The organism is Blautia massiliensis (ex Liu et al. 2021) (assembly GCF_052064225.1).
Classification (GTDB): domain Bacteria; phylum Bacillota; class Clostridia; order Lachnospirales; family Lachnospiraceae; genus Blautia_A; species Blautia_A fusiformis.
Genome location: NZ_JBQHWA010000023.1, coordinates 20720 through 47203 on the forward strand (window position 1 = coordinate 20720; position 26484 = coordinate 47203).

Below are 26484 nucleotides of genomic sequence, written 5' to 3' on the forward strand. Positions count from 1 at the left end.
ATAAAGCTATCATTTCTGATGTGGATGTTTCTGTTCTTACAATCTCATAGCCTACAAAACAAACGAAGCATTCTCTCAGATCAGCTTCAGATATTTCAAGCCATCCCGAATGCCGTAGTGGAACATATCAGACGTAACATAATCTGCCAGTTCTTTGATCTTCGGAGAAGCATTTCCCATGGCAACCTTTGTTGCAGCGTATTCAAACATGGCAAGATCATTGTTGCTGTCTCCAAAAACAACGGTATTCTCCCACGGAATATCAAACAGGCGGATCACAGCTGCGATCCCAACAGCCTTGTTAAAGCCCTTTGGCACCAGTTCAATGGTATTTCCCACAAACGAACTGCTGCCTTCATGGCGGATGATATCATAGTATTCTGATAAAATGGATAACGCTGCCTCCGCATCACATCCCTCCGTCATTTTTGCACTGATCTTATTGATCCGCATACAATCCTCATTTCCACGGATAGGCCTCCATTTATCGCCCAGGGATTCTGTGATCAGACTGGCATACCAGTTCACTTCATCGGTATACTCCTCTTTGTCATAATACATAAAATCCGCGCCTTCCATTACCGGGATCAGTCCATATTTTCTGAGAACCTCCACAGAAAGCTTTGCAACCTCCGGCGTCATCTCTTTATTAAAAAATCTCTTCCCGTCCTTCTCAATGGTGGATCCGCAGGCACTGATCATTCCCGTAAAAGGGATCTGCTCCAGATACCAGGATACAAACGCACGACTTCTTCCTGTGCAGAGCCACGCTTCATGTCCGTTATCTACCAGCGCACAGATGGCTTCTATGGCACTGTCCGGCACTCCTTTTTTCATATCACAGACTGTTCCGTCCGCATCAAAAAATACTGCTTTTCTGCTCATTTTCCTGTCCTCCGATATCACCTGTAAAATACCTTTGCCGCACGGATCAGGCTTTCCGTATCTTTCACTCCGGCTGTTTCATAAGCGGAATGCATCGCCAGCTGCGGCAGACCGATGTCGACCGTATTCATGGCCGCCTGGGTATTGGAAATATTTCCCAGAGTGGAACCACCGGCAATATCGGAACGGTTCACAAATGTCTGATATGGCACATCTGCTTCTCTGCAGAGTTCCTTGAAGATTGCTGTGGAAATCCCATCGGTACAATATTTCTGATTGGCATTATATTTGATCACAATTCCACCATTCATCACCGGACGGTTTACAGGATCTGCCTTGTCTGTATAATTCGGATGTAATGCATGTGCATTGTCCGCAGAGATCATAAAGCTCTCCGCAAGGGCCATCAGATAACTCTCCTGATCTCCGCCAAGGGCCAGATTGATACGAAACAGTACATCTTTAAGAAATGTGGATGCAGCTCCCTGCCTGGTAGTGCTTCCCACTTCTTCATTATCCAGTACACAGTGGACTGCAATGACCTTCTTCTTATCTGCCTGAAGAAAGCCTTCCATTGAAGCGAAAGCACACTGCAGATCATCTAATCTTGGACTGGAAACAAATTCATTCCTGGATCCCCAGATCGTTCCGGGCATCCGGTTATAGAGAAACAGATCATGGCCCAGGATATCCTCCGGACGGATCTCTGCCTCTTCTGCCAGCATCCGCATGAAGTTTCCTTTTTCGCCACTGCCACTGTACAATGGAAGCATATCCTTCTGGACATTATAATGATAGCCTCCGTTAATATCTCGGTTCATATGGATCGCAAGGCTCGGGATCATGACCAGATCTCTGTCAATATCTACAAGCTTTTCCAGAATTTTTCCGTTTTTGTGGACGATCATGCGGCCTGCCACAGAAAGGGGACGGTCAAACCAGGTAGAAAGGATCATTCCGCCGTACCGCTCCACATTCAGCTTCACATAAGCTCCGTTTACAGACATCTCCGGATTTTCTTTTATTTTAAAAGACGGGGAGTCACTATGACTTGCAATGATATGATATCTCCTGCAGTCATTGACAGGAATGGAAAATCCGATGATCGCGGAATGATTTCTCATGACAAAATATTTTCCGCCCTTTTCCAGCTCCCAGCGCTCCTCTTCCTTCAATTCTGTAAAGCCTTCCTCCAAAAAACGTCTTCTTGTTTCCTCTGCCGCCTGAAAGGCTGTAGGACTTTTACTGATAAATTCCAGCAGTTTTTCTGTTGTTTCTTCGTACATAATCTTCTCCTCTGTCGGCCCGGTAATATCCAGGCTGTTATGCTATTACCCATTATACGGCAAAACTTTTTTCAGGGCAATATCTCAGATTTCTGCACTCTTTCGTACCCACATATGCTGCACAAGCTTATCCCCAAGCTTATTTGCGAGCATAGTATAAATTGAACTAAATACATTGGCTCCAATACGGAGCAGCACTGCTGCCGGCATTCCAAACAGTCCTGATGCAATGGACAGTGCTCCAAATGTATTAAATGCAGTCTGCCACGCATAACCTGCGGAATATCCCACACCGATTCCTCCGATCATTCCAATATAGGGATACATAGATTCCGGAAGTATCAGATAAAGCACTGCAAACAAAATACATCCAACGATATTGAACATCCCCCTTTTTCCGGCTCTTCCCTTGCAGTCCTCGGTAAACGGCAAGCACACGGACATGCAGGCAATTCCGGCCCACGTTGCTCTTGGAAGTCCCAAAAGAGACATGATCAGCATAGCACTGGAAACGATCAGCGTCAGTCTTAAATACCACCTGCCTCTTGCAGAATGCAGGTCAAATTCCCGGAACAGGTCCAGAAACGTCCTGCGATACGGGCGGTTTTTCTGATTCTTATAAAAAACTACCATGCAGAGAACCATTCCGGCCAAAAGCCCCTCTACACGAAGCAGATACGCCTTTCCGGTTACGTCATATCCCATCAGAAGCAGATATCCGAGAACAAATGTGGAATGGTTATACATAATTACATTATGGCATCCCAGGATCATCAGTAACAGGATGCTTATCGCATTAACAAAAAATGCCGGTACCGGTGAAACCATGTTGGATAATCTCGGCCCTGCGATCAGAATACAGAAAATCCCGGCAATGGACAACAATCCGTGGGACGTCCGGATCCCGAAATCCGCCTGTCTTAAAACCAGCACTGCCAGCAGTACGGTTACTCCTACAACACTGTTGTCATTGCCGGTTATCTTACTGTACAATGTCACAACCGCCACACAAAATGCCATGACAAGATACACTTTAAAATTATAGATCAGAATATGCCTTCTTTTCTCCTTTTTGTCTGTGGTATTTCTGATCAGCTGTTTTGATCCGGTTGAGCTTAACTGCAGTTCCTGATAAAATGTCATTTTCATCACTCCTTTTGTAAAGCAGACATTCTCATTTCGCTTTTTTCACATGCTCATAAACGCAATCTCTTTACAATTTACGTTCAAAGATACAAACAGCCATTATACTTGGTTTATTCTGAAACGTCAAACATTTTTTCTGAAATCATGTTCACGCATTACACTCCCAGCCCCGATCAGATCACTCCGAAAATGGCCAGGAACATTTTTATTATTTTTATATTTACTGCAGCTCCGCTATCCTGGTCACTGCTACATAAATGTCCTGTATCTTATACCAGGTTGGATAATCCACCACTCCGGATGCGGGAAGTCCGAATATATTCTGGAATTTTTTTACAGATGCAACAGTAGCCGGACCATAAATACCATCCACGATCACTGACGGGATGGCAGGATAGGCTTTTGCTATGGCATTAAGCTGTTCCTGGATCTGCTGCACCTTTTCACCGGTAACACCGATAGTCAGGTCATATCCCGGCCAGGATGCGGGAATCCCGGAAACTGCTTCCGCCACATTAATATATATATCGTTTCCATAGAAGCTCCGCAGGATCTCAATTGCGGAATATCCCTGATCTCCCAGAGCTTTGCTTCCCCACTGGGTCATCCATCCCCGGTTCCTGCACTGCACCTGGTGTCCATCACAGTACTGGGTCAGGATCGGCTGACGTACATCCGGTCTGGAAAGGTAGTTTTCAAAAAGTTCATCCACGATCCGGTCGATACTCTCAAAAATATTCCTGCCATGGATCCATTTGTGGTCGTATGCTGTGGAGGATGTAATGGTGAAATCATAACCCTTATTCCGGTACCACTCTGTATAAACTCTGTTCAGAGTAAACGACATGATTGCCAGAACATTGGCACGTATCGTGTCCTCCGGCCAAGTTGCGTAGATCTCACTGCTGGCCACGTTTTTGATATAATCCTTATATCTTACATAATAATCCTGTGCAGAGGTATCCCCTATTGGCCCGTCGTGGACTACGATATACTCCGGGATCACCACTTTGTTTAATACGATCTCTCCGGTTTCATTTATCGGCTTGATCTCTGCTTCCGGATTTTTGGGAGGATATTCCCCAAAAAGCGTATGGGGTCCGATGACGATCCGCTGATAGTCCTCTCCACTACCCTGCTGTCTGCTAAGGGATGCTCCCTGCCTGGCAATGGAATGGGGAAGAACTTCTGTCCCGGCAACTTCTTTTGGTGTAAAACCCTCTGCACTGATCTGAACTGTATATTCTGCATAAGGCTGCTGCTCCACCGGTTTCATGCTGTATTCCAGTGGAGGAGCTGCCAGCTCCAGCATGGGCGTTTTTCCGGAGGAATCCGTACGGATTTCTTCGATCACATTATCCGGGACTCCTGTGTACGAGATCCGCACTGTAGCATTTTCCACAGGACGGTTACTGGCACTGTCCAGCACCGTCACCTGCAGCTGTCCCTGATCCGGCATATCCTGCTGCATGGAAATATAAGAATAATTTTTCATAAACAGAGGCTCCTTTTTGTGCCTGAAAGCACACTGGTTCTCTGCTAGTATATGTACAGAATCTCAAAATGCCATATCTCCTACTGTGCTTCCTGCCAGTAATCTTCCGCATCCTGGATATCATCAAACTCATCTGCATGATCATAATAAAAATCTTCCGGATCATCATAATCCTGCACATCGTACATATCTTTTCTGTCATTATTCCTGCTGGTATTTCCACGGTAAGTTTTTTTCCCGGATGTTGTGGACGAAACAAATTCCACCACACTGCTGACCTGTCCGTTTCTGCAGACTGCCATGAATTTTTTTGCCCCATTGCTGTTATACCACATATATCTGTACTGAATGTCCTGTGTTCTTTTTCCCGGTGTGTCCCGCCAGTAATGTTCTGTTCTTTTCTCTTTTGCCCTTCCCAGAAGCGTAATGTTTATGTATTTTTCTTTCATTCCCTTATATGGCTCATCCTTCTTTCTCATTCTTTCTTCCTCTTCTTTTTCTTTCTGTGCCATATATTTTTTGTATTGTTCTTCTGTATCTTTCTGGGCCTTCCTCAATTCTTCTATATATTTGCTACTGTACTCATCTCCCTTTGGAACATACCATATAAGCTTATACAGTTCCTCAATTCCTTCTCCATTCTGAACAGCATCGCAAAACTTTGCATATTGGATAATATATTCTACATCCTCATAATATCCCGGAAGTTTTTCCAGCAGCTCTATCGCCTCATCATATTTGCCTGCATCCATGCATTCTTCCGCTTTTTCATAACATTCCCTGTTCTGTTTTTCCTTAAATTCCTCATTTTTGATCTGGATTGCCTCTTCTGCCTTTGTAGCCAGAAAAGGAACTGCTATAACAACTGCTATCAATGCCGCCAGTATTAAAATATCCTTTTTCAAATTTATATATCCCCCTTTACTCTGATGCCTTTATTATATAAATAAATATCTGCACAAAAAAAGTGCTGTATCATCTCCTCACAGATCATACAGCACTTGCTAGTTACTGTTCACTCCGTTCTCAGTAACACTTGATATTTACCTTCTTCCGCCAGATATCAGAATATCTTCAGAATATCATTATACATAACGATAACCATCAACGCCATCAAAAGCATCAGCCCCGCAAAATGGATCATGCCTTCTACCTGACGGTTTACCGGTTTTCTCCGGATCGCTTCTGCCACCAGAAATACCAGCCTTCCTCCATCCAGTGCAGGAAGAGGAAGAAGGTTCATCACTCCCAGGTTTGCAGAAAGAAGAACTGCCATATTCAGCAAATTCATCCAGATCATCAGCGTTCCCTCACTCTTGGACTGTTCGTAAGTGTCGCCAATGGCATCCACAACACCCACAGGACCACTTAAGTCTTTCATTCCAAGGTGACCGGTCACAAGCTCTTTCAGGCTTAAGATCGTAGTACGGATCATGTATTTCACTTCCACAGCACCATATTTCAGAACATTAAAGCCGGAAGTCTTTTCACTGTATGTGTTATATCCGAAACCGGAAACCGGTGTTCTGTATTCCCTTGGTGTTATCTCTGCCTCATATTCCAGTCCGTTACGCTCATAGGTGATCGTCACAGGTTTCTTGGATAACGGATGCTCCTCAATGTATTTTTCATATGCATTTCCATCCGGAACCTCCACACCATTAATCTTCGTGATCACATCGCCTGCTTCCAGACCTGCCTCTTCCAGTGGCATTCCCTTGATCAGAGATTCCACTGTCATGGAATTTACATCGGAACGGTTAAAGCCAAGAAGATACCGCACATTTACATCCGGCTTATAGGAGATCTCCTGTTCTTTTCCATCACGTTTTATCTTCAGATGAATGGTATCTCCCTCTTTCAGTTCGTTGAGATACGAATATACATAAAGATCTTTCCCCAGATCAATATGGTAGCCCTGATATTCCGTGATCACATCGCCCTTTTTCAATCCGGCCTTTTCCGCAGCAGAATTTTGGGTTACTTCTAATACGGTTGCCGGATCATAGCCCATACAGCCTACAATGATCACAGACAAAACAAATGCCAGCAGAAAATTAAATATCGGACCGGCAGCAACCACTGCGATCCTGCCCCACACAGGAGCCGAATTAAAGGTTCCCGGACTGTCATCTTCCGCATCCTCTCCGGCCATGGCGCAGGAGCCTCCAAGAGGAAACAGTTTCACGGAATAACGGGTGCCGCCCTTTACCGTACTTATGATCCTGGGTCCCATACCAAGAGAAAATTCCAATACCTCGATGTGATTCTTTTTTGCCAGAAGAAAATGTCCCAGCTCATGGATCAGTATCACAACGCTGAAAATAATTACAGCAATCACAAATCTCAATTTACCACCTGCTTTCGATCCACTGATAAGTATCCTGCTCTACAGAAAGGATCTCATCCAGATCCGGATGTGCGATTTTTTTATGTCTTTCCATAGACTGTGCAATAATCTCATAAATATCCAGAAAGCCGATCTTTTCCTCCAGGAATTTCTTTACTGCAAGCTCATTGGCTGCATTAAAGACAGTCGGCATACTTCCGCCCTCCCGGGATGCCTGGATCGCCATAGGAAGTCCCCGGAATGTCTCCATATCCGGAACCTCAAATGTGATCTCATGAAGCTTCGTGAAATCAAGGCGGTCTCCGTCCAGATATCGTCTGTGCGGATAGTACAGAGCGTACTGGATCGGAAGTCTCATATCCGGAGTTCCAAGCTGTGCCATGATCGCACCATCCTTAAACTCCACCATGGAATGGATGATACTCTGCGGCTGCACCACCACCTGAATATGATCCAGATCCATGTCAAACAGCCATTTGGCTTCCATAACTTCCAGCCCTTTGTTTACCAGGGTTGCGGAATCTACGGTGATCTTTCGTCCCATTACCCAGTTTGGATGCTTCAGAGTATCTGCAACAGTGACCCTTCGCAGCTCTTCTGTGGTACGTCCGCGGAAGGGACCACCGGATGCCGTGATCAGAAGCTTGTGGATCTCTTTGTTTTCTTCTCCGTGGATAGCCTGGAAAATAGCGCTGTGTTCACTGTCTACCGGAAGGATAGATACGCCATATTTCTTTGCCATGGGCATGATCAGATGACCGGCTGTGACAAGGGTTTCCTTATTTGCCAGGGCAATATCCTTTCCGGCACGGATTCCCTCCATGGTAGGACGGATCCCGATCATTCCCACGATCGCGGTGACAAGAATTTCTGATTCCGGCATGGACGCAAGCTCCAGAAGTCCTTCCATTCCGCTGACTACCTTTGTATCCGTGTCCGCAATACGCGTTTTCAGATCCCGGGCTGCTTCTTCATCCCAGACTGCTGCCAGAAGCGGATGAAACTCACGGATCTGCTCTTCCAGCTTCTCCACACTTTTGCCTGCACTGACTGCAACAACACGAATGTCTTCGTTTTTTCTTGCCACATCCAGTGTCTGGGTCCCGATGGAGCCGGTAGAACCTAAGATTGCAATATTCTTCATTTCTAATGTCTCCTAAATTCCAAGAATCGTTTTTGCAAGATAGTAAATAACAGGGGCTGTGATGATCACACTGTCAAAACGGTCCAGGATTCCTCCATGGCCCGGGATCAGCTTTCCATAGTCCTTGATGTTCTGGTTTCTTTTGATCGCAGATGCAGCCAGATCACCCACCATGGAGATCAGAGCTCCAACTGCGCAGATCAAGGCATACTCAGCCATTTTTCCCTGTGTTGCTGCTGCATAGATCACTCCAAGAAGCGCCGCTCCCGCAACGCCTCCTACAGCTCCCTCGATGGATTTCTTCGGGCTTAAAACCGGCGCCATTTTATGCTTTCCGATAAGCATTCCCACACAGTAAGCACAGGTGTCACATCCCCAGGAGCACAGGAATATCAGCCATACCAGGAATTTTCCGTCCGGAAGGCTTCTGGTAAGATAGATAAAGGAAAGCATCACAGCAACATATACAACTCCGAAAAATGCTGCCATCACCTGTTCTGCATGGTATTTCGGATAACCGAATACATAAACAAACAGAATCAGGATCATACTGATGATGATCGCCATTGTTCCGTAATTTCCAAAATCAGCTTTCATGGCAATATAATAAAGCACTGCTCCAAGATATCCTACAAGTTCCAGCACGGTAACATGCTCATCGCTTACCTTCATTACCTTGTAAAGCTCTCTCATTCCGATCAGTGAAACAGCCAGAAGTGTAAAAAATAAGATCCAGCTTCCGGAAATGATAGTTGCCAGGGCAATAATGACAAGGACGATACCACTTATCAGTCTTGTCTTAAACATGATCTACTCCTCCTTGACGCCACCGTAGCGTCTGTCTCTCTGATTGTATTTCTCGATGGCTTTGATCAGCTCTTCTTTATTGAAATCCGGCCATGCAACCGGTGTAAAATAAAACTCGGAATAGGCAAGCTGCCAAAGCAGGAAATTGGAAAGTCGCTGCTCACCGCTTGTGCGGATCAAAAGATCCGGATCCGGTACACCTGCAGTATCCAGATAGCTCTCAATCGTATCTTCTGTAATGCCATCCGGCTCAACTTTTCCGTCTTTTACATCCTGTGCCATCTTCTGCATTCCACGGCGGATCTCATCACGGCTTCCGTAATTTAATGCCAGCTGAAAATAAATACCGTCAAAATCTTTGGAATATTCCTCCAGTTCCCGGACACTCTGCTGGATATCCGGTGCAAAGGCAGTAATATCTCCGATGACTTTCATCTTCATATTATTTTTCTTGGAAATCTTGATACATTTCTTAAGATAACCGCGGAACAGTTTCATCAGTGCTTCCACTTCTTCTCTGGAGCGTTTCCAGTTTTCTGTGGAAAAAGCGTAAACCGTAAGATATTTCACCCCAAGGTCTTTGATATCATAACAAATGTTTTCAAGATTGGCGCATCCCTTTACATGTCCGTAGGTTCTCGGCATTCCTCGTTCCTTTGCCCAACGTCCGTTTCCGTCCAGAATGATCGCGATATGATTTGGTACGTTCATAAATCTCCTCCATACAGAAAGAGAGCTTCTTCAAAGAAGCCCTCTCTATCCTCGTATTTCTTACAATTATACAGTCAGAATCTCTTTAGACTTGTTCTCGATCGCCTTGTCAACTTCCTTGATGTACTTATCTGTAAGTTTCTGGATCTGATCCTCAAGCTCTTTGATCTCATCCTCAGAAACATCCTGTTTTGCAAGTTTCTTAAATGCATCGTTGGCATCACGACGGATATTTCTTACTGCAACCTTGGCACCCTCGCCTTTTTTCTTAACATCCTTCACCAGCTCTTTACGACGCTCCTCGGTAAGCTCCGGGAAAACAAGACGGATCATTTTTCCATCGTTGCTCGGGTTTAATCCCAGATCAGAGCAAAGGATCGCTTTCTCGATCGCTTTGATCATGCTGGATTCCCACGGCTGGATCTGGATTATACGTGCCTCCGGTACAGAAATGTTTGCAACCTGCTGGAGCGGAGTCGGTGCTCCATAATAATCTACGGTAAGTTTGTCAAGAATATGCGGGTTTGCACGGCCGGCTCTGATGGTTGTCAGCTCACTCTCCAAAGCATTCAGTGTTTTTCCCATTTTTGTTTCGTATACCTGAATTCTCTCATCCATTTCACATATCTCCCTGTATGGTTATTTTTTATTATTCCCTTTTGATCACACGGTCACCTTTGTTCCGGAGAACTTGCCATGTACGGTATTGACAATGCTGTCCTTTTCATCAAGACCGAATACCAGCATCGGCATCTTCTGCTCCATACACATGATGGAAGCGGTAAGATCCATAGCTGCCAGCTTCTTTGCAACTACTTCATCGATGGAAATCTCATCATACTTCTTGGCATCCGGATTTACCTTCGGATCACTGTCATAGATTCCGTCAACAGCCTTGGCAAGAAGAATGGCATCTGCGCCGATCTCAACAGCACGAAGTACAGTAGCTGTATCTGTAGAGAAATACGGATGGCCGGTACCACCTGCAAAGAATACAACCTTTCCTTCTGCGAAGCTCTCTTCTACAGCATCCTTGGAATAAAGTGTGGTAAATGCACCACATACAAACGGGGTAAACACCTCTGTCTTAAGTCCCACATATCTGCAGATGTCAGACACATAGATACAGTTCATGATAGTAGCAAGCATGCCGATCTGATCCGCCTTGCTTCTGTCCATGGCTCCGCTGGTACGTCCTCTCCAGAAGTTTCCACCTCCGATCACGATACCAACCTGAAGTCCTTCATCCACGATCGTCTTGATCTGTTTGGCAACCTCTGTAACAGTTGCTTCATCAAATCCTCTCTTCTGCTCTCCTGCAAGAGCCTCTCCGCTTAATTTCAGTAACACTCTTTTCATATGTTTATTCTCCTTTACCATACGCCGGATACAACTTCATTGCCGTCATCGTCAAAAGTTGTGGATACCGTAAACGTATCATAATAATAATAACCTGTCTTACCGGACTCAGGCTCGTCCTCATAATCACTGCCATTTGGGCTGCCGCATGCATTCTCAAGCTCAGACATGGACTGACCGATATATCTTGCTGCTACAGATGCCGGATCATCCTCGCCGGATGGTGCTTCCGTAGGATCCGGTGCATCGGAAGAATCAGAGGAAGCTGGTGCAGATGTTGGATCCGGTGTGGATGTGGAGTCCGAACTGCCGGACGAACTGCTGTCTGTACTGTCTCCATTATCATCAGAACTCTCCGGAGTCGGAGTCACAGCCGTACTATCTGAAGAATCTGTACTGTCACTGGAATCACTTTCCTCACTGTCATCCTCACTGTCATCCTCAATGCCAAGCCTTGCCTTTACATCCTTCAGGGTAGACACCTCCTTGGTGCTTCCGCTCGCCAGATATGTAGCATATGGGATTCCGTCTTCACCCTCACCATCCATACAAAGACTCAGCTGTGAGATCGTCAGAAGCGGCAGCTGGCGGAAGAAACATTCATTCTGCTCTTCGTCAGAAAATGTGATCCTTACATCAAAGCTTGTTGCTGTATCTCCGTTATCGTCCTTCTGGCTCTTCTCCATATAATAAACAGCCTTGTCGTTGGAAGCCAGTGTGAATTTACCATTTACAAGATCGCTTCCCCAGGTCTCATCACTGTCATCGCCATCATCTCTGGTAGGACGGACATAAATTGCAGAAATCGTGGAGTTCATCTTATTGGTAAATACAATACTGGTAGTGGTCTCACTCTTGGTTCCCATTACGTTCTTGATATTTGCTGTTTCATCCATAGAGGTCTGCATCTCCACCACATCCGTTTTCGCAGCTTCCGTTACCGTCGGGGTTGCCGTTGCCTCCACCTTCTGCTCCGGTGCCACAGAGTTCTTCTTTCCGCAACCGGCTGCAAGCATGCTCGCTGCAAGAATTCCGGCAAGAATCAAATAACGTTTTTTCATTATATCTCCTCCATATAAAATGGTCCTATTCGCTGTCAGGTTTTCCTTTTCTATTATTACAGAGTATCACTTTCTTGTCAACCTGACCGTTCTGAATTTCACAGAATCTTTAGAGTTACTGTTCACTGGTAATATTCCGCGAGGTGTTTTTTGTGAGCGAAGGTCACAGAAAACCCGAGACATTTGGAACAGCTGATGTCAGAACCCGTTTTCCCTTCGCTGTCTGCGCATATCACGGCGCATTTTCGCAGCTTCATTCCGGGCTTTTTCCGCTTCTGTGGTAATGAGCAGTTCCGGCACCTGGATCGGTTTCTGGTCTTCATCTACAGCCACCATCACAAAAAATGCCCGGTTTACAGTATGACGCATGCCATCCGGCTGTTCCACATACGTATCGATCTCGACCTCCATGGAAGTTCTTCCCACATAAGTCACATATCCCTTAAGTACTACGATCTCTCCCTCATAGATTGCATGCTTGAACTGAAGATTGTCCACTGCCGCAGTTACCACCCGATATGTCTCCGCATGACGCATAGCTACCACTCCGGCAACCTCATCCAGCCACTGCATCAGCGCTCCACCAAAAAGTCTTCCGCCTCCGTTCAGATGCTGCTGCATGATCAGATGAACCTGCTCCGTCATCGATGCTTCTACCGTTTTTTTACGTCTATCCTGTACCTCTGTCATTTCTCATTCCCCGCATTTTATCATACTTTTACTTTTTCAGTTGAAACCAGCCGATCAATAAAGATTTTTTACTTTAAAGTCTCGCTCCGCTTCTCTTCTCTGATCCTTCTTTGCAATATCCTGGCGCTTGTCATAAAGCTTTTTACCACGTGCCATGCCAATCTCTATTTTTACCAGGCTGTCCTTGAAATAAACCTTCAGTGGTACCAAAGTCAATCCTTTTTCCTTTAATTTAGCTTCGATCTTATTGATCTCGTAGCGATGCAGCAAAAGCTTACGCACACGAAGAGGATCTTTGTTAAAAATGTTTCCTTTCTCATAAGGAGTGATATGCATTCCATATACATAAACTTCTCCGTTTTCCACACGGACAAAGGCCTCCTTGATGCTGCATTTACCGGAACGTAAGGATTTCACCTCGGTTCCTGCAAGTGCGATCCCGGCCTCATAAGTATCCTCGATAAAATAATCATGAAAAGCCTTTTTATTATTTGCGATCAGTTTCATTCCTGTTTTTTTTGCCATTTCGCGCTCCCTCAGTCTTCCTCAGCCAGGACAAAATCCACGGTTTTCAGCATTTTATCCGCATCTGCCACACGGATACGGACCTTCTGCCCAAGACGGAAGATCTTTCCTGTCATGTCTCCCCGCAGTTCATATGCATCCTGGTCAAATACATAATAGTCATCTCGTAATGTATTGATATGGATCAGTCCTTCCACGGTATTCGGAAGCTCCACATAAAGTCCCCATCCTGTAACGCCGGAAATGATCCCCTCATACTCCTCTCCGAGATGATAGGACATATACTCTGCTTTCTTCAGCTTATCGGATTCTCTTTCTGCTTCGTCTGCACGCCGTTCGCACACACTGGACTGGCGTGCCACTTCATCCAGGATCTCCTTGTAATGCTCGGTACGTCCTTCCCTTACCAGTCTGCCTCTCAGACGGTCATGGATGATCCTGTGGATCTGAAGATCCGGATATCTTCGGATCGGAGAAGTAAAGTGGCAGTAATACTTCGCTGCAAGTCCGAAATGTCCGCTGCATTCCGTAGTATATTTTGCCTGTTTCATGGTACGCAAGGTCAGGCGGCTGATCTGTGCCTCATTGGGCATTCCCTCAATACTTTCCAGGATCTCCTGGATCTCACCAGGCGTGATCTCCTGTCCGGATTTCTGTATGTTGACTCCTTCATTATGAAGAAGCATCAGAAGACTTTCAATCTTTTCCGGATCCGGATTTTCATGCGTTCTGTATACAAAGGGATAATCTCCGGTGCAGTATTCCTGTGCCACGGTTTCATTGGCAAGAAGCATAAAATCTTCAATGATCCTGGTTGCCACATTGGCTTCATAAGGCTGCACATCAATAGCTCTTCCTGCCGCATTCAGGATGATCTTACTTTCCGGAAAATCAAAATCAATGGAACCTCTTGTATGACGGCGGCTGCGCAGGATCCCGGAAAGCTCTTTCATCAGGAAAAACATGGGGATCAGAGCTTCATAGCGTTTCTTCGCCACCTCATCAGTATCTTCCAGAATATTTTTCACATCTGTGTAACACATACGCTCATCTACACGGATCACGGTTTCTGCGATCTTATGGGAAATCACCTTTCCTTTTTCATTAACATCCATCAGACAGCTTAAGGTCAGACGGTCCTGTCCCTGGTTCAGAGAACAGATACCGTTGGAAAGCCGCTCCGGGAGCATGGGAATGACACGGTCTGCAAGATAGACGGAAGTTCCGCGCTTCAGTGCCTCTCTGTCAAGGGCACTGCCGCCCTGAACATAGTTGCTCACGTCTGCGATGTGCACACCCAGATGGTAGATTCCATCTTCCTTTGTCAGGGAAATGGCATCATCCAGATCCTTTGCATCCTCACCGTCAATGGTAACTGTAACAAGATTTCTGAGATCCAGTCTTCCATCCAGATCCGCTTCCTGTACATGATCCGGCACACGGTCAGCCTGACGAAGTACTTTGTCAGGAAATACACTTGGTATGTTAAAGCTCTTCACAATAGCAAGGATATCTGTTCCAGGTGAACGTAAGTTGCCCAGTACTTCTGTGATCTTTCCCTCCGGCTTCCGGTTTCTGGAGCCGTAATCTGTGATCTCTGCAACTACCTTGTCTCCGTCCTTTGCTCCCATGGAGTTTTTTCTGGAAACAAAGATATCTTTGGAAAATTGGGGGTTATCACTGATCACAAAGCCATAATCACGGCTGCTCTGGTATGTTCCCACGATCGAAGGCATTCCCCTTTCCAGAACCTTCAGCACAACGCCTTCCTGACGTTTTCCCTCTTTATGTCCGTTCCGTACAAGGATCTGCACCTTATCCTGATGCATGGCGCTTCCCGTGTCATTTTCCGGAATAAAAATATCCTGTTCCTGATCCTCCACTTCCACAAAGCCAAAGCCCTTGTAATGGCCAATAAAAGTTCCCTCCATGAGGGTTCCGTCCTTCTCGGAGAAACGATATTCCTCATGATCCTTCTCTCTGCGTTCTCTTCCCTTACGGCCACGCTCCGGCTTTTCTGCCTTCAGAGCTTCTTTATTCTTTCGTCTGTCTCTGCGCTTGCCGGAAACCTTGCTGTATCTTCCTTTATTATCTACTTCAGCCTTGCCCTGGGCGCAAAGCTCGTCCAGCACGTCAAAAAGCTCTTTTTTCTCACTCTTATCCAGCTGAAGAAGAGATGCGATCTCACGCAGGCGCATGGGCTTATACAGCGGATCTCCCAGAAGCTCCATTATAAATTTTTTTCTTTTTTCAAAATTTTTCGATCTTTTCACATTTTCTCCTGTTTCATATTTATATTTCATTTTTACCCTGTTATCATTCCGGAGGAAGGCTCACCCGTGCTCCTGTATCAACGCAAAAACACTCCTGCTGATTAACAAAAGAAGTCCCCATCCGAGTTTCTTCTGCATGCTAACGCAGCAAGAGTGTTACCAACTTCTGTTCTGCCCCTGGCAGATCAGATAATGTTCAGTACGATTGACAGTACAAAGAAAATAACTCCCATGATAATGGTACCTCTTACAAGACCACCTTCCATGGAACGGCCCTTATTCTTACCCCAGTAAGTATCAGCTACTCCGGCGATAGAGCCAAGACCCTGCTGCTTGCCCTCCTGCATCAGTACGACAACAGTCAGAGCAATACAATCTATTGCATAAATTACAGTCAGAATAATCTTCAAAATGTTCACGCGGTTACACCTCCTAATCAACTAGAGGTTATTTTACCATAGCTAAACCGGGATTTCAACCATTTTCCGTTTATTTTATGCAGGGCTTTTTCTGAGATTTTTTTGCAAAAGGATCTTTATATCTTCCAAGAGCTCCGAGCTGTTCGTGGATCCGCAGAAGCTGGTTATACTTGGCGTTCCGATCCGAACGGCAGGGTGCGCCTGTTTTGATCTGTCCCGCCCCACAGGCAACTGCAAGATCTGCGATAAAGGAATCCTCTGTTTCCCCGGACCTGTGAGAGATCACTGCACGATACCCGGCATGCTGAGCCATCTCCACCGCATCCAGAGTTTCCGTGAGAGTTCCGATCTGGTTTACTTTAATAAGGATAGCATTGGCAACATCAAGTCCGATGCCACAGTGAAGCCGTTTGATATTGGTGACAAACAGATCGTCGCCTACCAGCTGGATCTTTTTCCCCAGGTGTTCCGTCAGATATTTCCAGCCTTCCCAGTCATCCTCCCAGAGACCGTCTTCAATGGAAACAATGGGAAATTTTTCCACCAGTTTTTCATAATACTCTGTCATCTCACCGGCATCCCGGTAGATCTTTTCTCCTTTCATGCGGCTCTCCCCAGGGAAAAAGTACACACCCTTTTCCTCATCATAAAGCTCACTGGAGGCTGCATCAATGGCAATAGTGATCTCCTCTCCTGGTTTATATCCTGCTTTTTCTATGGCATGGACGATCAGGGTAAGCACTTCCTCCGAATCAGAAAGATCCGGAGCAAAGCCGCCTTCATCTCCAACCGCTGTGGAGAGTCCTTTTTCCCGGAGAAGAAGCTTTAAGTGCTGGTAGACTTCCGCACACATGCGGATACCCTTTTCCAGGCAGTCAGCTCCAGTTGGCATGATCATAAACTCCTGAAGATCTACCGTATTGTCCGCATGCTTTCCCCCTTGTGTCAAGCTAATGACACAAAATTTTTGTAATTTGTCCAGTATCTCTTTAACTGCAAATTTTCTGCACCTGTTCTACATACTTTACCAGTTCATCAGCAAAATTCCATTCAATTTCTATTCGCTTATCATTATATACCTTGATACCACGAATAAAAGTTACTGCTATCTCTCTGGTTAATTGCTCATTTCCTTCAATCAAATCTGTCAGACACTGCCTGCCATCTGGTGGTAGTTCAAATAACCGTTCAGTCGCTTCACTCTGTTCTATCTCTATTTGTGCTATCGCTAAGGTCTCTTTCTCAATTTGTTTATCCAGCCTGTCATTTTTTCTGGTGAACTCTTCTTCTGAGATTTTTTCCATTGCATATCGCATATATAGTTCCGTTTTCTGGTGCTTGTATCTGCTAATACTGTCTTTGGAGTTTCGAATATTCTTTGCAGCTTCATTCACTTTTGATTTTAATTCTGCTTTCTGTAATTCGAGTACCGGTTCAGCATCATCACTGATCTTTGCAAACAGCTTTATCGCCCTGAAAATCATCTCATTGAACTCGTCATCATATAAATTGTCTGTTACACAATCTTTATTTGCCGTATTAAATTTCCTTGGGCACTTAAAGTGCGGATTGCATCTGGTTACATGCTGTAGCTTCTGACCGCATCCCCCACATTTTACCAATCCTTTCAGCGGATAATTATTATTGTGAGTTTTGCTCTTTTTTCTGGAATTTAATTCCAACTTTTTCTGTACAGCATCAAATGTTTCTTTAGAAACAATCGCTTCATGGGTACCTTCAACCACGATCCAGTCTTCTTCTTTTGTTTTCAAATGCTTATTACTTCCTACTGAAGCAACTTTCCATTTACCGCCAATCGTAGTTCCCGTATACGTTTCTGTCATCAGTATCAGTCTTACAGTTACCGGATACCAGATATATTTTTCTGTTGTTTTCTTTACACCAGTTTTCAGAACTTCTCTTTTATATTGACCCGGACTCATAATTTTCTGCTCATTCAGATAACGTGCCAGCTGAGTGATATTCATTCCCTCAAGATATTTCTGAAATATCATCCTCACAACAGGTGCCGTTTCCGGATTAATCACGAGACTCGTCACATCTTCATCAGGCTTCAAGTATCCATATGGTGCTCTGGCACCCATATACTTTCCTGCTTTCTGACGCTGTAACAAAGTCTTTTTTACTTTAACGGAAGTATCAATGCTATGATGTTCGTTAATAATATTTCTGAAACCAACATCTATTCCCGGCATACCAGATTCATATTTCATACTATCAACATTATCATTGATTGCTATAAATCTCACATTCAGAAATGGAAAAATCTGCTCCAGATATGTGTCAACCTCTATATGATTCCTGCCGAATCGTGAGAGATCTTTCACTATAATTGTGCTGACTTGTCCGTCCCTTACTAATTCCATCATACTTTGGAATCCTGGGCGTTCGAAATTTGTTCCACTATAGCCATCATCTTTGAATTCTAACACTTCTGCATTTTTGAACTCCTGTTTACTGGCTATGTATTGCCCAATCACAATTCTCTGATTGGTAATACTATTGGATTCATCCAGCATATCCTCATCTTCCAGAGATAATCTTAAATACTTTACTATGCACTTACCATCTGACATCTGATCACCCCCTCCTCTAAAATTTCTGATAACGCCTGTATTTCATCTTGAAATTTAAATTCGATTTCTATACGTTTATCTTCATATAAAGAGATTTTCTTTATATAAGAGCGGACAACATCTTTTGTAAGGAATTCCAAATTCTTTCCTTTACTGAATTCAGCAAGCCACGAGAAGTTCTTTTTACACAATTTCTCTGTAATTTTTCTACTCTTCTCAATTTCTTTCTGTCTTGTAACCAGATCTTTTTCGATCACAGTTATTCTTTCTGTCATACGATTATATGCATCCGTATCAATCTCTCCCGAAACATATTGCTCATATAATTCAAATCGTCTTGCTTCGTTCCTTTTATTGACCTGAACAATCTTACTCTGTTCCCTGTTCAAATATTTTTTGAATGTCTCAAAATATTCATCATTAAAGCGTTTCAGTTGCGTTTTCAATTCACATACTGTTTTTAGCTGCATGATGAGTGCCCGATACACCAGTTCATCAATTACTTCTTCTTTCCAGCGATTGCAGTTATATTTTTCCTTGGAAATTTTTGCATAATTACCACAAATGAAATAATAATTGTAATACAAAACACCATTCTTTTCGCTGTAATAATATCTCCGAACCATATTAGCACCACAGTCACCACAGTATATCAATCCAACATACTTATTATCTTGTTTTCCATGAGTCTGCATATTCGACAGATCTTTTTTTGGCAATGCTTTCTCCTGCTTTAATTTGATTACATTTTGTACTTTTTCAAATAATTCAGCACTCACTATAGCCTTATGGGTATTCACATGTTCAATCCATTCTTCTTTATCCAGCATTACATTTTTTTCTTTTGTAAGAAGTGAGGTTCTTGTTTTATGTGAATACGTATTTCCCAAATAGTGCCTATTTTCCGCAATCTGTTTAATTACAGATGATTGCCAATGCATATCTGTTTCGTCAATTCTATCCAAGAATAACTTCCCAGTTCTTGCGTATACCCTTGGCGAAGCCAGTAACATCGTATTAAACTCTCTCGAAATTTTCAAATATGACTGCCCTGCAGCAAGTTTTTCAAATATTTCTACTACATACGGTGCAGTTAAAAGATCGGGAACAGTAGTAGATCTCCCTTTTTCATCTCTAGCTCTCTTATACCCATAAGGAGCATCTCCACCACAATATTCACCTGACTCCATCTTAATTTTCATAGCACTTGTCATCTTTACTGATGCATCTTTTGCATACATATCATTTGCAAGATTTGATATCATGATTCCCAGCATCTGATTGTCGCATTCTGGACTGATACTGTCATAATTATCATTGACTGATATAAAGCGCACCTGCATAAATGGAAATATTTTTTCCAGGTATTTTGATACTTCTTCCAAATCTCGACCAAATCGTGATAAATCCTTTACTATGACCGTATTTATTTCTTTTGATTTGATGTCACCAAGCATTCTCACAAAATCATCTCGATCAAATTTTGTACCTGATATACCGTCATCCTTATAAAACTTTACAACTTCAATATCCGGATGAGATTCTGCGTAAGAAAGAGCGATTAGTTTCTGTGTCTCCAGCAATTCTCTCTTCTCACCGTTGATATCTACTGATATTCTGGTATAAATACCGGCTTTCCAGATTTTCTGCGGTGATGCCTGTACGATTGCTTCAGCCTGTTTCATCTGGCGATTTCTTGTTCTTGCCATTATACAGCCACCTCCTGTTTTGTTTTTCCAATCTGTTCTGCCAGTCTTGCAGCTGTTACCAGCTCGTCTTGGAATCGGTAAACAATTTCTATTTTTTTTCCTTCAAATACATTTATTTTTTCCACATACTGAAGAAGCATATCCCTGTCAAGATCTCCCAGCGACGGTTTCTCAAGAAATGTGTTCACCCATTCTTCGCACAGCAGTTTATTTTCAAGGAGATCTTCCATATACTCTTCCTGCTTTTCAATATTGCTTTCCAGACTTTTAATTTCTGTCTGATACCGTTCTCTAAGCAAAGCGTAATCTTCCCTAGAAATAACTCCTGACGCAAGATTTCCCGATAATGAATGTAACAACTTATAATATTTATTGACTTTGTTTCGTAATTCAAGTATCTGGTCATCATGCTGTATCAACGTCTGTGTATCCAAAGAATTCTCTTTCAAATACTCTACGGCACTTCGTATGGCATCCGTCATCTTACTGTACATTTTCAAAGAATCCATCACCAGCTGAATCAGCACATCTTCTCTGATGCTATGTCTGGAGCATTGATCCTTCTTTTTATTGTAAGAAGAACAGATATAAAAAACTGTCTTTTCTCCTTTATAACTGTTGGTTCGCCGGATCAGATTACCTCCACAGTCTCCACAGGATAATAACCCACCAAACAAATAAAGTCTGGTTTCTCCGGGTGCTATCCTGGTATCCTTTGCAAGTAACATCTGAACTGTTTCATATTCTTCTTTTGTAACGATGCCTTCATGATGATTTTCAAAAATCACCCATTCTTCCTTTGGTAATGCCCTCTGCACCTTAACTTTATAGTTAATTCTTTGGGATTTTCCCTGTTGAAGCACCCCGTAGTAGATTGGATTCTTTAAAATACGGATAATTGCTACTGCTGACCACCTGGATGTCAGATGTGTCTGAAATGACGATTTGAAGTTTACTCCGGTCGCACGTTTGTAATCAGCCGGTGCAAGAACTCCCAGTTCATTCAGTTTATCTGCAATCAGCTGATTGCTCATGCCCTCCATCTTCCAGTTAAAAATATCTCTTACATGCTTTGCAGCAACCGGATCAATTTCTATCTGACTTTTATCAGTATCACACTTTTTATACCCATATGACACGTAATTTCCCACATATTCTCCAATATTTCTTTTTGCACTCAAGTGGCTCCTTACTTTTTGAGAATTCTGTCTGCAATACGTGTCATTGACAAATGATTTTACCGGTAACACAAGATGTGTATCTGTAATATTTGCTGTTTCAGAATCATAATTATCGTTGATTGCTATAAAGCGTACCCCCAGTTGTGGGAACACTTTTTGAATATACCGATCTACATCTATATGCTCTCTACCAAATCGAGACAAGTCTTTTACAATGATACAGTTGATTTCCTTATTTTCAATTGCTTTGAGCATTGCCTGAAAACCAGGTCGTTTAAAATCTGTACCTGAAAAACCATCATCTTTAAATGTCTCAACAATAGTAATATCAGACGTCGATTTCATATAATTATCAATCAAAATTGACTGATTTACAATAGATTCACTTTCAGCCTTATCTCCGTCCTCAATACTGAGACGAAGGTACTTGGCTGCTATCCAGATATTTTTTTGCATAAAAAATACTCCTATCCAAAGATTCTGCCAAAACAGAACCCTTAAATAGAAGTGCTCTATTCAAATTTAGTCCTGTTAGCATTATAGCACACTTCGTCTTCTGTGTGAATATGAATTTTTGTTGTTCCAGTTATTCCCTTATGCCAATCCAGCTTTCTTTGCTACAAGCTGTTTTGTACAGTCTATATAGGAAAGGGAAGCTGCTGCATTAAAAACACTTTTTACGACATAGCCCATATCTTCATATACATACGGGTTATCAGAGTGATTAAGCAGCACTTCCATCTTATTGCTTTTTCTGCTATCCAACTCTGAAATCAAATCCTTGTACTTTGGCAAACTATCACGGTCAATCTCTTTGATATCAACCGTTTTCAACGCTTCTAATCTTTCAACTGCTGTCATGGACATCGCCTCCTTTTCCTATAGTTACCATTATCGAAAATAAATATTCGTAACAGCTATGTAGTCTTCTCTTCCATTCCCATCTGAATCCGTACTGCTTTCAGTACCCGATCCAGGCTCCACTTGTTCACTCTTCCGCATTTCTCAATAATACATTTCGTAGAAATGCTCATAACCTGTTCAGCCAGTGCCAGGCTTCCTTTTCGGATTCCCGTCATATCATATTTGCTGATAAATACATGCGTTGGCAAATACCGTTTCTTATAAATTCTTGATGTCAGCGGAACTACCGTTATGACTGAACTGTATGTATTGGCTTTATTATTGCTCACTACGATCACCGGTCTTACTCCACCCTGAACCGAAGTTGTCGGGAACATACCGAGATCTGCCCATAAGATATCTCCTCTTCGGATTGTCATTTGTCCTCTCTCCAATCTGTTATTTTTATTTGTAAAGCATCCATAGCGCTATATTGGCTCCACAGGAATACGGCAGAGTTTCTTTCCTATAAGGAAGCTCTGCCGCATAACCTCTATAGCCAATTTGATTATTAAACAGTGCTCGCTCGATTCTATTTATCCTCGATACCCCGAATCGTTACTCCCGCATATGCAGGAAGGGAATAATAACCTGCCCGGATGCACGCTCCGGACCACAACCCGGAAACTCTCGTTTCCAGGCTCCAGCAGTTCATAGGTTTACCAGTTACAGACTTCTCAGGGTCTGCAAGTGTATCGCATCTCATACATGTCATCGCATCACCAGCCTGCCAGCTGGCTTCGGTCAGTGCTTTTTCGCAGCATTACGGACTGAACTAAAATCTTTGTTTTGTCTTATAATCCTATAGCGGCATCTTCCTCGTGCTCACTGTATGAAATGTCACATCAGTTATTATTGAATATTCAGTTATTATGGTTCATTTTAGGAAGTCCTTTAACTTCTTCTAATTACTAAAGTCAAATGACTTTGGCAGATGCAAAAGATTTTGAAAAATTTTTAAAAAAATTTATTCATATACATTTCACGCATCCTATTAAGAGTGGATTTCAGCTTGTATGACAACATCTGTCTGGAAATCCCCATAATCTCCGCCATCTGTGTCTGTGTCTTGTTTTCAAAGAAAATGCCATAAATAATCATGCGTTCCTCTGAGTTCAGCTGATTGATCACTTTGTGAATATCCTGCTGTTCCATTTTTGTCAGTACACAGTGCTCCACATCACAGTTCAGATCTGGAAAATCCTCAATTATGAAGACTTCTCCATCAATGGACTGACCGCTGTAAGGTACCTCCCGCAGCATCTTATCCACGACCTCACCCAGTTCGTTCTTGATCTCAACTTTTTTTGCCTTGCTGCTTCTGTAAAAATTGTTCATCGCATACGCAACTTCTTTTGTAACCTCGATCATTTCTCCATCAATATTTGCGTAATACTTTCCTTCATAAAAATATAGGTGTTCAATATACATGTCCGTTCCTCCTGAATTTGAAATCTTGTTGCTCGTTTCAAATCCAGAAGGCGGACCTCTGTTTAGAATCATGCCTGCTCCGCCTTTATCCTGCCGGGATACGCCCGCAGTTATTGGCTGAAAAATTCAGGCACGAAAAAAAGCCCCAGTAGTTTTTTCTTAACTACTGAGGCTTTCGTCTCTTTCTTGTATTCAGTTATCTATGCCTTCTTTCATCAGCATAATCATTGTATCAGGATAAAGTTCACAAAGTATCCGCAATACGTTCCCATAAGTTCATGTCATTATTGAAATCGTACATATTTCAGTATAAAAAGTTCACTATTCAAATTCTGATTATTATTTCTCCACATACTCTTCTGCCATATGTACTGCCATAGCACCATCTGCCACTGCTGTTACTATCTGACGAAGTAACTTTGTTCTGACATCTCCTACAGCATAAACACCCGGAATACTCGTTTCAGTGTTTTCACCTGCCACAATATATCCTTTATTATCCAGTTCTATCTGATTATCTAAAAAATCTGTTGTCGGTTTTCTTCCTATACTCACAAACAGGCCGTCACATTCTATAATGTTTTCTTCTCCTGTAACTGTATCCTTCAACCGCACACCAGTCAATCGTTCTCCATAAATCAGTTCATTTACTGTATTGTTCCATCGAAACTCTATATTTTCAGTTTTCATCAGCTGGTCATGGTAGATTTTCGTTGCACGTAATGTATCTCTTCGATGAACAATGATGACTTTCTTAGCAATTCGACTTAAAAGAACAGCATCTGATACAGCAGAATTTCCACCACCAACAACCACCACGATCTTATCTTTATAAAACATACCATCACAGGAGGCACAATAAGCAACCCCATGACCTATCAATTCTTTTTCTTTAGCGAGACCAAGTTCTCTTGGATTTGCTCCAGTAGCAATCACTACTGTTTTCCCAATATAAATTCCCGAACTAGTTTCTACTCTCTTAAGCTTTCCTGTTAAATCCATATTAAAAACTTCAGCATATTCACTTTTAGCGCCAAATTTTTCCGCCTGTTTTTGCATTTTCTCTGCCAATGAAAATCCGTCAATTCCATTTTCAAAACCAGGATAGTTATCAATCTGCCAGGTCAATGACATCTGACCACCTGCAGATAATTTTTCTAAAACAATTGTATCAAATCCTGCTCTGGCTGCGTATAATGCTGAAGTATACCCTCCAGGTCCTCCCCCCACGATAATCATATCGTAAACATGATTTTCATTCATACAGCAGTCCTCCTTTTATTTTTCCAATGCTTCATTAATAAAATTCTCTATCATTATTTTTGATTCAGGTGCAACAATAGAATCTATTGCCTTTCCATCTCGATATAAAACCAGCGTAGGAATTATCTCAATCTTTTCAGCTTCTGCAATCTGTGGTTCTTCATCAATATTTACTTTTCCAGCAATAAGAATATCGCTGTATTCTTCACTTATTTTTTCATAAGCCGCTCCAATTCTACGGCAATAACCACACCAAGGTGCCCAGAAATCAACCAAAACCGGTTTTTCTTTATGAATTAATTGTCCAAACTTTTCTTTATTTATATTTATTGATGTCATATTTTTCAACTTCTTCTCCTGTTTGAACTTAATATACCTCATAAAAAGTCTTACTTCAGTGATGATATCACAGAAAAGATAATTTACTTTATTACACTTCTTTTTATTTCTATTTATGGCATATGCCAGTTATATAATTGACGCATCTAAAAAAAGCAAGTATACTATGTTCGTAAAGGAGATAACGGTTATGAACTTCGAAAATTGTTTTCCACTATGGAATGACTTAAATACAACACAGAAAAAAAAATTTTCAGACAATTTAATCACACAGCATGTAAAAAAAGGGACAATCATTCACAATGGAAACCTGGATTGCACTGGATTATTACTGGTTAAATCCGGGCAGCTTCGAACCTACATACTTTCAGATGAAGGACGAGAGATTACACTTTACCGTCTGTTTGATATGGATATGTGTCTTTTATCCGCCTCATGTATCATACGCTCCATTCAATTTGAAGTAACCATTGAAGCAGAAAAAGATACTGATCTTTGGATCATCCCTGCTGAAATCTATAAGGGCATTATGAAGGAATCTGCTCCCGTCGCAAACTATACCAATGAGTTAATAGCCACCCGTTTTTCTGATGTCATGTGGCTGATTGAACAAATCATGTGGAAGAGTTTGGATAAGCGTGTTGCTTCATTTCTTTTAGAAGAGACCTCTATCGAAGGAACAAACGAGCTGAAAATCACTCATGAGACGATTGCTAATCATCTTGGTTCCCACAGGGAAGTTATCACTCGAATGCTTCGATACTTTCAAGGCGAGGGTCTCGTCAAACTCTCCCGCGGCAAAATCACAATCCTTGATCCAAAAAGACTGGAAACACTCCAAAGGTCATAAAATTGTTTTTCTGTAACATATAAAAAAGAATCCTCCATTTATCAGAATTATGAAAGTCAT

26 protein-coding genes and 1 pseudogene are annotated in these 26484 nt (G+C 42.7%); 1 reads left to right on the forward strand and 26 read right to left on the reverse strand.

Translation table 11 applies throughout. From position 1 onward, the window contains the following. Nucleotides 1–75: 75 nt before the first annotated feature. The 26 genes and pseudogenes from ACTNDQ_RS10415 to ACTNDQ_RS10540 form a co-directional block, all read right to left on the reverse strand. Nucleotides 76–885, reverse strand: a complete 810-nt coding sequence (locus ACTNDQ_RS10415; RefSeq protein ID WP_279200301.1) for a Cof-type HAD-IIB family hydrolase — start codon at nucleotides 883–885, stop codon at nucleotides 76–78. 17 nt (nucleotides 886–902) lie between these two features. Beyond that, nucleotides 903–2171, reverse strand: coding sequence for a M18 family aminopeptidase (locus tag ACTNDQ_RS10420; RefSeq protein WP_144093668.1), 1269 nt, complete (start codon nucleotides 2169–2171; stop codon nucleotides 903–905). A gap of 84 nt (nucleotides 2172–2255) precedes the next feature. Next, the gene (locus ACTNDQ_RS10425) at nucleotides 2256–3314 is read right to left on the reverse strand and encodes an FUSC family protein (protein WP_278796971.1); all 1059 of its coding nucleotides are present in this window, start codon (nucleotides 3312–3314) and stop codon (nucleotides 2256–2258) included. A 223-nt stretch (nucleotides 3315–3537) separates the two neighbouring features. Next, complete coding sequence (locus ACTNDQ_RS10430) at nucleotides 3538–4812, reverse strand: peptidoglycan-binding protein (protein WP_441064570.1); 1275 nt, start codon at nucleotides 4810–4812, stop codon at nucleotides 3538–3540. 80 nt (nucleotides 4813–4892) lie between these two features. Then, nucleotides 4893–5717 carry a hypothetical protein gene (locus ACTNDQ_RS10435; protein ID WP_441064571.1) on the reverse strand — a complete coding sequence of 275 codons (825 nt, stop codon included), beginning with the start codon at nucleotides 5715–5717 and terminating at the stop codon, nucleotides 4893–4895. Nucleotides 5718–5875: 158 nt separating this feature from the next. After that, complete coding sequence (gene rseP / locus ACTNDQ_RS10440) at nucleotides 5876–7153, reverse strand: RIP metalloprotease RseP (protein ID WP_441064586.1); 1278 nt, start codon at nucleotides 7151–7153, stop codon at nucleotides 5876–5878. A 10-nt stretch (nucleotides 7154–7163) separates the two neighbouring features. Next, nucleotides 7164–8306 (reverse strand): 1-deoxy-D-xylulose-5-phosphate reductoisomerase, encoded by a 1143-nt coding sequence (gene dxr, locus ACTNDQ_RS10445; protein ID WP_288787617.1) that lies wholly within the window; start codon nucleotides 8304–8306, stop codon nucleotides 7164–7166. A 12-nt stretch (nucleotides 8307–8318) separates the two neighbouring features. Then, nucleotides 8319–9113, reverse strand: coding sequence for a phosphatidate cytidylyltransferase (locus tag ACTNDQ_RS10450; RefSeq protein WP_021652949.1), 795 nt, complete (start codon nucleotides 9111–9113; stop codon nucleotides 8319–8321). A gap of 3 nt (nucleotides 9114–9116) precedes the next feature. Next, nucleotides 9117–9824, reverse strand: a complete 708-nt coding sequence (locus ACTNDQ_RS10455; RefSeq protein ID WP_278796956.1) for an isoprenyl transferase — start codon at nucleotides 9822–9824, stop codon at nucleotides 9117–9119. A gap of 66 nt (nucleotides 9825–9890) precedes the next feature. Next, nucleotides 9891–10442, reverse strand: a complete 552-nt coding sequence (gene frr / locus ACTNDQ_RS10460) for a ribosome recycling factor (protein WP_278796955.1) — start codon at nucleotides 10440–10442, stop codon at nucleotides 9891–9893. Between the two features lie 45 nt (nucleotides 10443–10487). Beyond that, nucleotides 10488–11183, reverse strand: coding sequence for a UMP kinase (pyrH, locus tag ACTNDQ_RS10465; protein ID WP_021976283.1), 696 nt, complete (start codon nucleotides 11181–11183; stop codon nucleotides 10488–10490). Between the two features lie 14 nt (nucleotides 11184–11197). Beyond that, nucleotides 11198–12244 carry a hypothetical protein gene (locus tag ACTNDQ_RS10470; protein WP_441064572.1) on the reverse strand — a complete coding sequence of 349 codons (1047 nt, stop codon included), beginning with the start codon at nucleotides 12242–12244 and terminating at the stop codon, nucleotides 11198–11200. A 198-nt stretch (nucleotides 12245–12442) separates the two neighbouring features. Beyond that, entirely contained in the window at nucleotides 12443–12934 is a 492-nt protein-coding gene (locus tag ACTNDQ_RS10475; protein WP_441064573.1) for an acyl-CoA thioesterase, read from the reverse strand. Between the two features lie 54 nt (nucleotides 12935–12988). Further along, a complete protein-coding gene (gene smpB, locus ACTNDQ_RS10480; RefSeq protein ID WP_021652954.1) occupies nucleotides 12989–13459 on the reverse strand; it encodes an SsrA-binding protein SmpB in 471 nt (156 codons plus the stop codon). Between the two features lie 11 nt (nucleotides 13460–13470). Next, the gene (gene rnr / locus ACTNDQ_RS10485) at nucleotides 13471–15762 is read right to left on the reverse strand and encodes a ribonuclease R (protein WP_441064574.1); all 2292 of its coding nucleotides are present in this window, start codon (nucleotides 15760–15762) and stop codon (nucleotides 13471–13473) included. 155 nt (nucleotides 15763–15917) lie between these two features. Then, the gene (secG, locus tag ACTNDQ_RS10490; RefSeq protein WP_021652956.1) at nucleotides 15918–16151 is read right to left on the reverse strand and encodes a preprotein translocase subunit SecG; all 234 of its coding nucleotides are present in this window, start codon (nucleotides 16149–16151) and stop codon (nucleotides 15918–15920) included. Between the two features lie 70 nt (nucleotides 16152–16221). Then, a pseudogene (eno, locus tag ACTNDQ_RS10495) lies at nucleotides 16222–17094 on the reverse strand (phosphopyruvate hydratase); the annotation flags it as partial. A 46-nt stretch (nucleotides 17095–17140) separates the two neighbouring features. Then, nucleotides 17141–18748: a recombinase family protein gene (locus ACTNDQ_RS10500; protein ID WP_441064575.1), complete on the reverse strand. Its 1608-nt coding sequence runs from the start codon at nucleotides 18746–18748 to the stop codon at nucleotides 17141–17143. Then, on the reverse strand, nucleotides 18727–20457 hold the full coding sequence (locus tag ACTNDQ_RS10505; protein ID WP_288787609.1) for a recombinase family protein: 1731 nt from the start codon (nucleotides 20455–20457) through the stop codon (nucleotides 18727–18729). Before ACTNDQ_RS10505 ends, ACTNDQ_RS10500 begins: the two co-directional genes overlap by 22 nt. Continuing rightward, nucleotides 20457–22094 carry a recombinase family protein gene (locus ACTNDQ_RS10510; protein WP_441064576.1) on the reverse strand — a complete coding sequence of 546 codons (1638 nt, stop codon included), beginning with the start codon at nucleotides 22092–22094 and terminating at the stop codon, nucleotides 20457–20459. Before ACTNDQ_RS10510 ends, ACTNDQ_RS10505 begins: the two co-directional genes overlap by 1 nt. 138 nt (nucleotides 22095–22232) lie before the next feature. After that, nucleotides 22233–22499, reverse strand: coding sequence for a DUF6870 family protein (locus tag ACTNDQ_RS10515; protein WP_118142741.1), 267 nt, complete (start codon nucleotides 22497–22499; stop codon nucleotides 22233–22235). A gap of 56 nt (nucleotides 22500–22555) precedes the next feature. Then, nucleotides 22556–22921, reverse strand: coding sequence for a type II toxin-antitoxin system PemK/MazF family toxin (locus ACTNDQ_RS10520; protein WP_055053836.1), 366 nt, complete (start codon nucleotides 22919–22921; stop codon nucleotides 22556–22558). A gap of 152 nt (nucleotides 22922–23073) precedes the next feature. After that, on the reverse strand, nucleotides 23074–23256 hold the full coding sequence (locus ACTNDQ_RS10525) for a hypothetical protein (protein ID WP_349123182.1): 183 nt from the start codon (nucleotides 23254–23256) through the stop codon (nucleotides 23074–23076). A 242-nt stretch (nucleotides 23257–23498) separates the two neighbouring features. Then, nucleotides 23499–23972 carry a sigma factor-like helix-turn-helix DNA-binding protein gene (locus ACTNDQ_RS10530; RefSeq protein WP_441064577.1) on the reverse strand — a complete coding sequence of 158 codons (474 nt, stop codon included), beginning with the start codon at nucleotides 23970–23972 and terminating at the stop codon, nucleotides 23499–23501. A 339-nt stretch (nucleotides 23973–24311) separates the two neighbouring features. Further along, nucleotides 24312–25235, reverse strand: a complete 924-nt coding sequence (gene trxB / locus ACTNDQ_RS10535; protein ID WP_005421617.1) for a thioredoxin-disulfide reductase — start codon at nucleotides 25233–25235, stop codon at nucleotides 24312–24314. Nucleotides 25236–25250: 15 nt separating this feature from the next. Further along, entirely contained in the window at nucleotides 25251–25574 is a 324-nt protein-coding gene (locus ACTNDQ_RS10540; protein WP_005330449.1) for a thioredoxin family protein, read from the reverse strand. A gap of 166 nt (nucleotides 25575–25740) precedes the next feature. On the opposite strand from ACTNDQ_RS10540, the gene ACTNDQ_RS10545 reads away from it, so the two are divergent. Beyond that, complete coding sequence (locus ACTNDQ_RS10545) at nucleotides 25741–26424, forward strand: Crp/Fnr family transcriptional regulator (protein ID WP_441064578.1); 684 nt, start codon at nucleotides 25741–25743, stop codon at nucleotides 26422–26424. Nucleotides 26425–26484 lie beyond the last annotated feature (60 nt).

Bases quoted from the DNA above. Each gene is read 5' to 3' on its own strand.
- pyrH (WP_021976283.1), bottom strand. From the start codon at position 11,183: ATGAAAAGAGTGTTACTGAAATTAAGCGGAGAGGCTCTTGCAGGAGAG.
- dxr (WP_288787617.1), bottom strand. From the start codon at position 8,306: ATGAAGAATATTGCAATCTTAGGTTCTACCGGCTCCATCGGGACCCAG.
- ACTNDQ_RS10520 (WP_055053836.1), bottom strand. From the start codon at position 22,921: ATGACAATCCGAAGAGGAGATATCTTATGGGCAGATCTCGGTATGTTC.
- trxB (WP_005421617.1), bottom strand. From the start codon at position 25,235: ATGAATGAAAATCATGTTTACGATATGATTATCGTGGGGGGAGGACCT.
- ACTNDQ_RS10430 (WP_441064570.1), bottom strand. From the start codon at position 4,812: ATGAAAAATTATTCTTATATTTCCATGCAGCAGGATATGCCGGATCAG.
- rnr (WP_441064574.1), bottom strand. From the start codon at position 15,762: ATGAAATATAAATATGAAACAGGAGAAAATGTGAAAAGATCGAAAAAT.
- ACTNDQ_RS10530 (WP_441064577.1), bottom strand. From the start codon at position 23,972: ATGTATATTGAACACCTATATTTTTATGAAGGAAAGTATTACGCAAAT.
- ACTNDQ_RS10540 (WP_005330449.1), bottom strand. From the start codon at position 25,574: ATGACATCAATAAATATAAATAAAGAAAAGTTTGGACAATTAATTCAT.
- ACTNDQ_RS10525 (WP_349123182.1), bottom strand. From the start codon at position 23,256: ATGACATGTATGAGATGCGATACACTTGCAGACCCTGAGAAGTCTGTA.
- ACTNDQ_RS10475 (WP_441064573.1), bottom strand. From the start codon at position 12,934: ATGACAGAGGTACAGGATAGACGTAAAAAAACGGTAGAAGCATCGATG.
- ACTNDQ_RS10470 (WP_441064572.1), bottom strand. From the start codon at position 12,244: ATGAAAAAACGTTATTTGATTCTTGCCGGAATTCTTGCAGCGAGCATG.
- ACTNDQ_RS10545 (WP_441064578.1), top strand. From the start codon at position 25,741: ATGTTCGTAAAGGAGATAACGGTTATGAACTTCGAAAATTGTTTTCCA.
- frr (WP_278796955.1), bottom strand. From the start codon at position 10,442: ATGGATGAGAGAATTCAGGTATACGAAACAAAAATGGGAAAAACACTG.
- ACTNDQ_RS10425 (WP_278796971.1), bottom strand. From the start codon at position 3,314: ATGACATTTTATCAGGAACTGCAGTTAAGCTCAACCGGATCAAAACAG.
- ACTNDQ_RS10420 (WP_144093668.1), bottom strand. From the start codon at position 2,171: ATGTACGAAGAAACAACAGAAAAACTGCTGGAATTTATCAGTAAAAGT.
- ACTNDQ_RS10415 (WP_279200301.1), bottom strand. From the start codon at position 885: ATGAGCAGAAAAGCAGTATTTTTTGATGCGGACGGAACAGTCTGTGAT.
- ACTNDQ_RS10510 (WP_441064576.1), bottom strand. From the start codon at position 22,094: ATGCAAAAAAATATCTGGATAGCAGCCAAGTACCTTCGTCTCAGTATT.
- ACTNDQ_RS10515 (WP_118142741.1), bottom strand. From the start codon at position 22,499: ATGACAGCAGTTGAAAGATTAGAAGCGTTGAAAACGGTTGATATCAAA.
- ACTNDQ_RS10450 (WP_021652949.1), bottom strand. From the start codon at position 9,113: ATGTTTAAGACAAGACTGATAAGTGGTATCGTCCTTGTCATTATTGCC.
- smpB (WP_021652954.1), bottom strand. From the start codon at position 13,459: ATGGCAAAAAAAACAGGAATGAAACTGATCGCAAATAATAAAAAGGCT.
- ACTNDQ_RS10500 (WP_441064575.1), bottom strand. From the start codon at position 18,748: ATGTCAGATGGTAAGTGCATAGTAAAGTATTTAAGATTATCTCTGGAA.
- ACTNDQ_RS10455 (WP_278796956.1), bottom strand. From the start codon at position 9,824: ATGAACGTACCAAATCATATCGCGATCATTCTGGACGGAAACGGACGT.
- ACTNDQ_RS10505 (WP_288787609.1), bottom strand. From the start codon at position 20,457: ATGGCAAGAACAAGAAATCGCCAGATGAAACAGGCTGAAGCAATCGTA.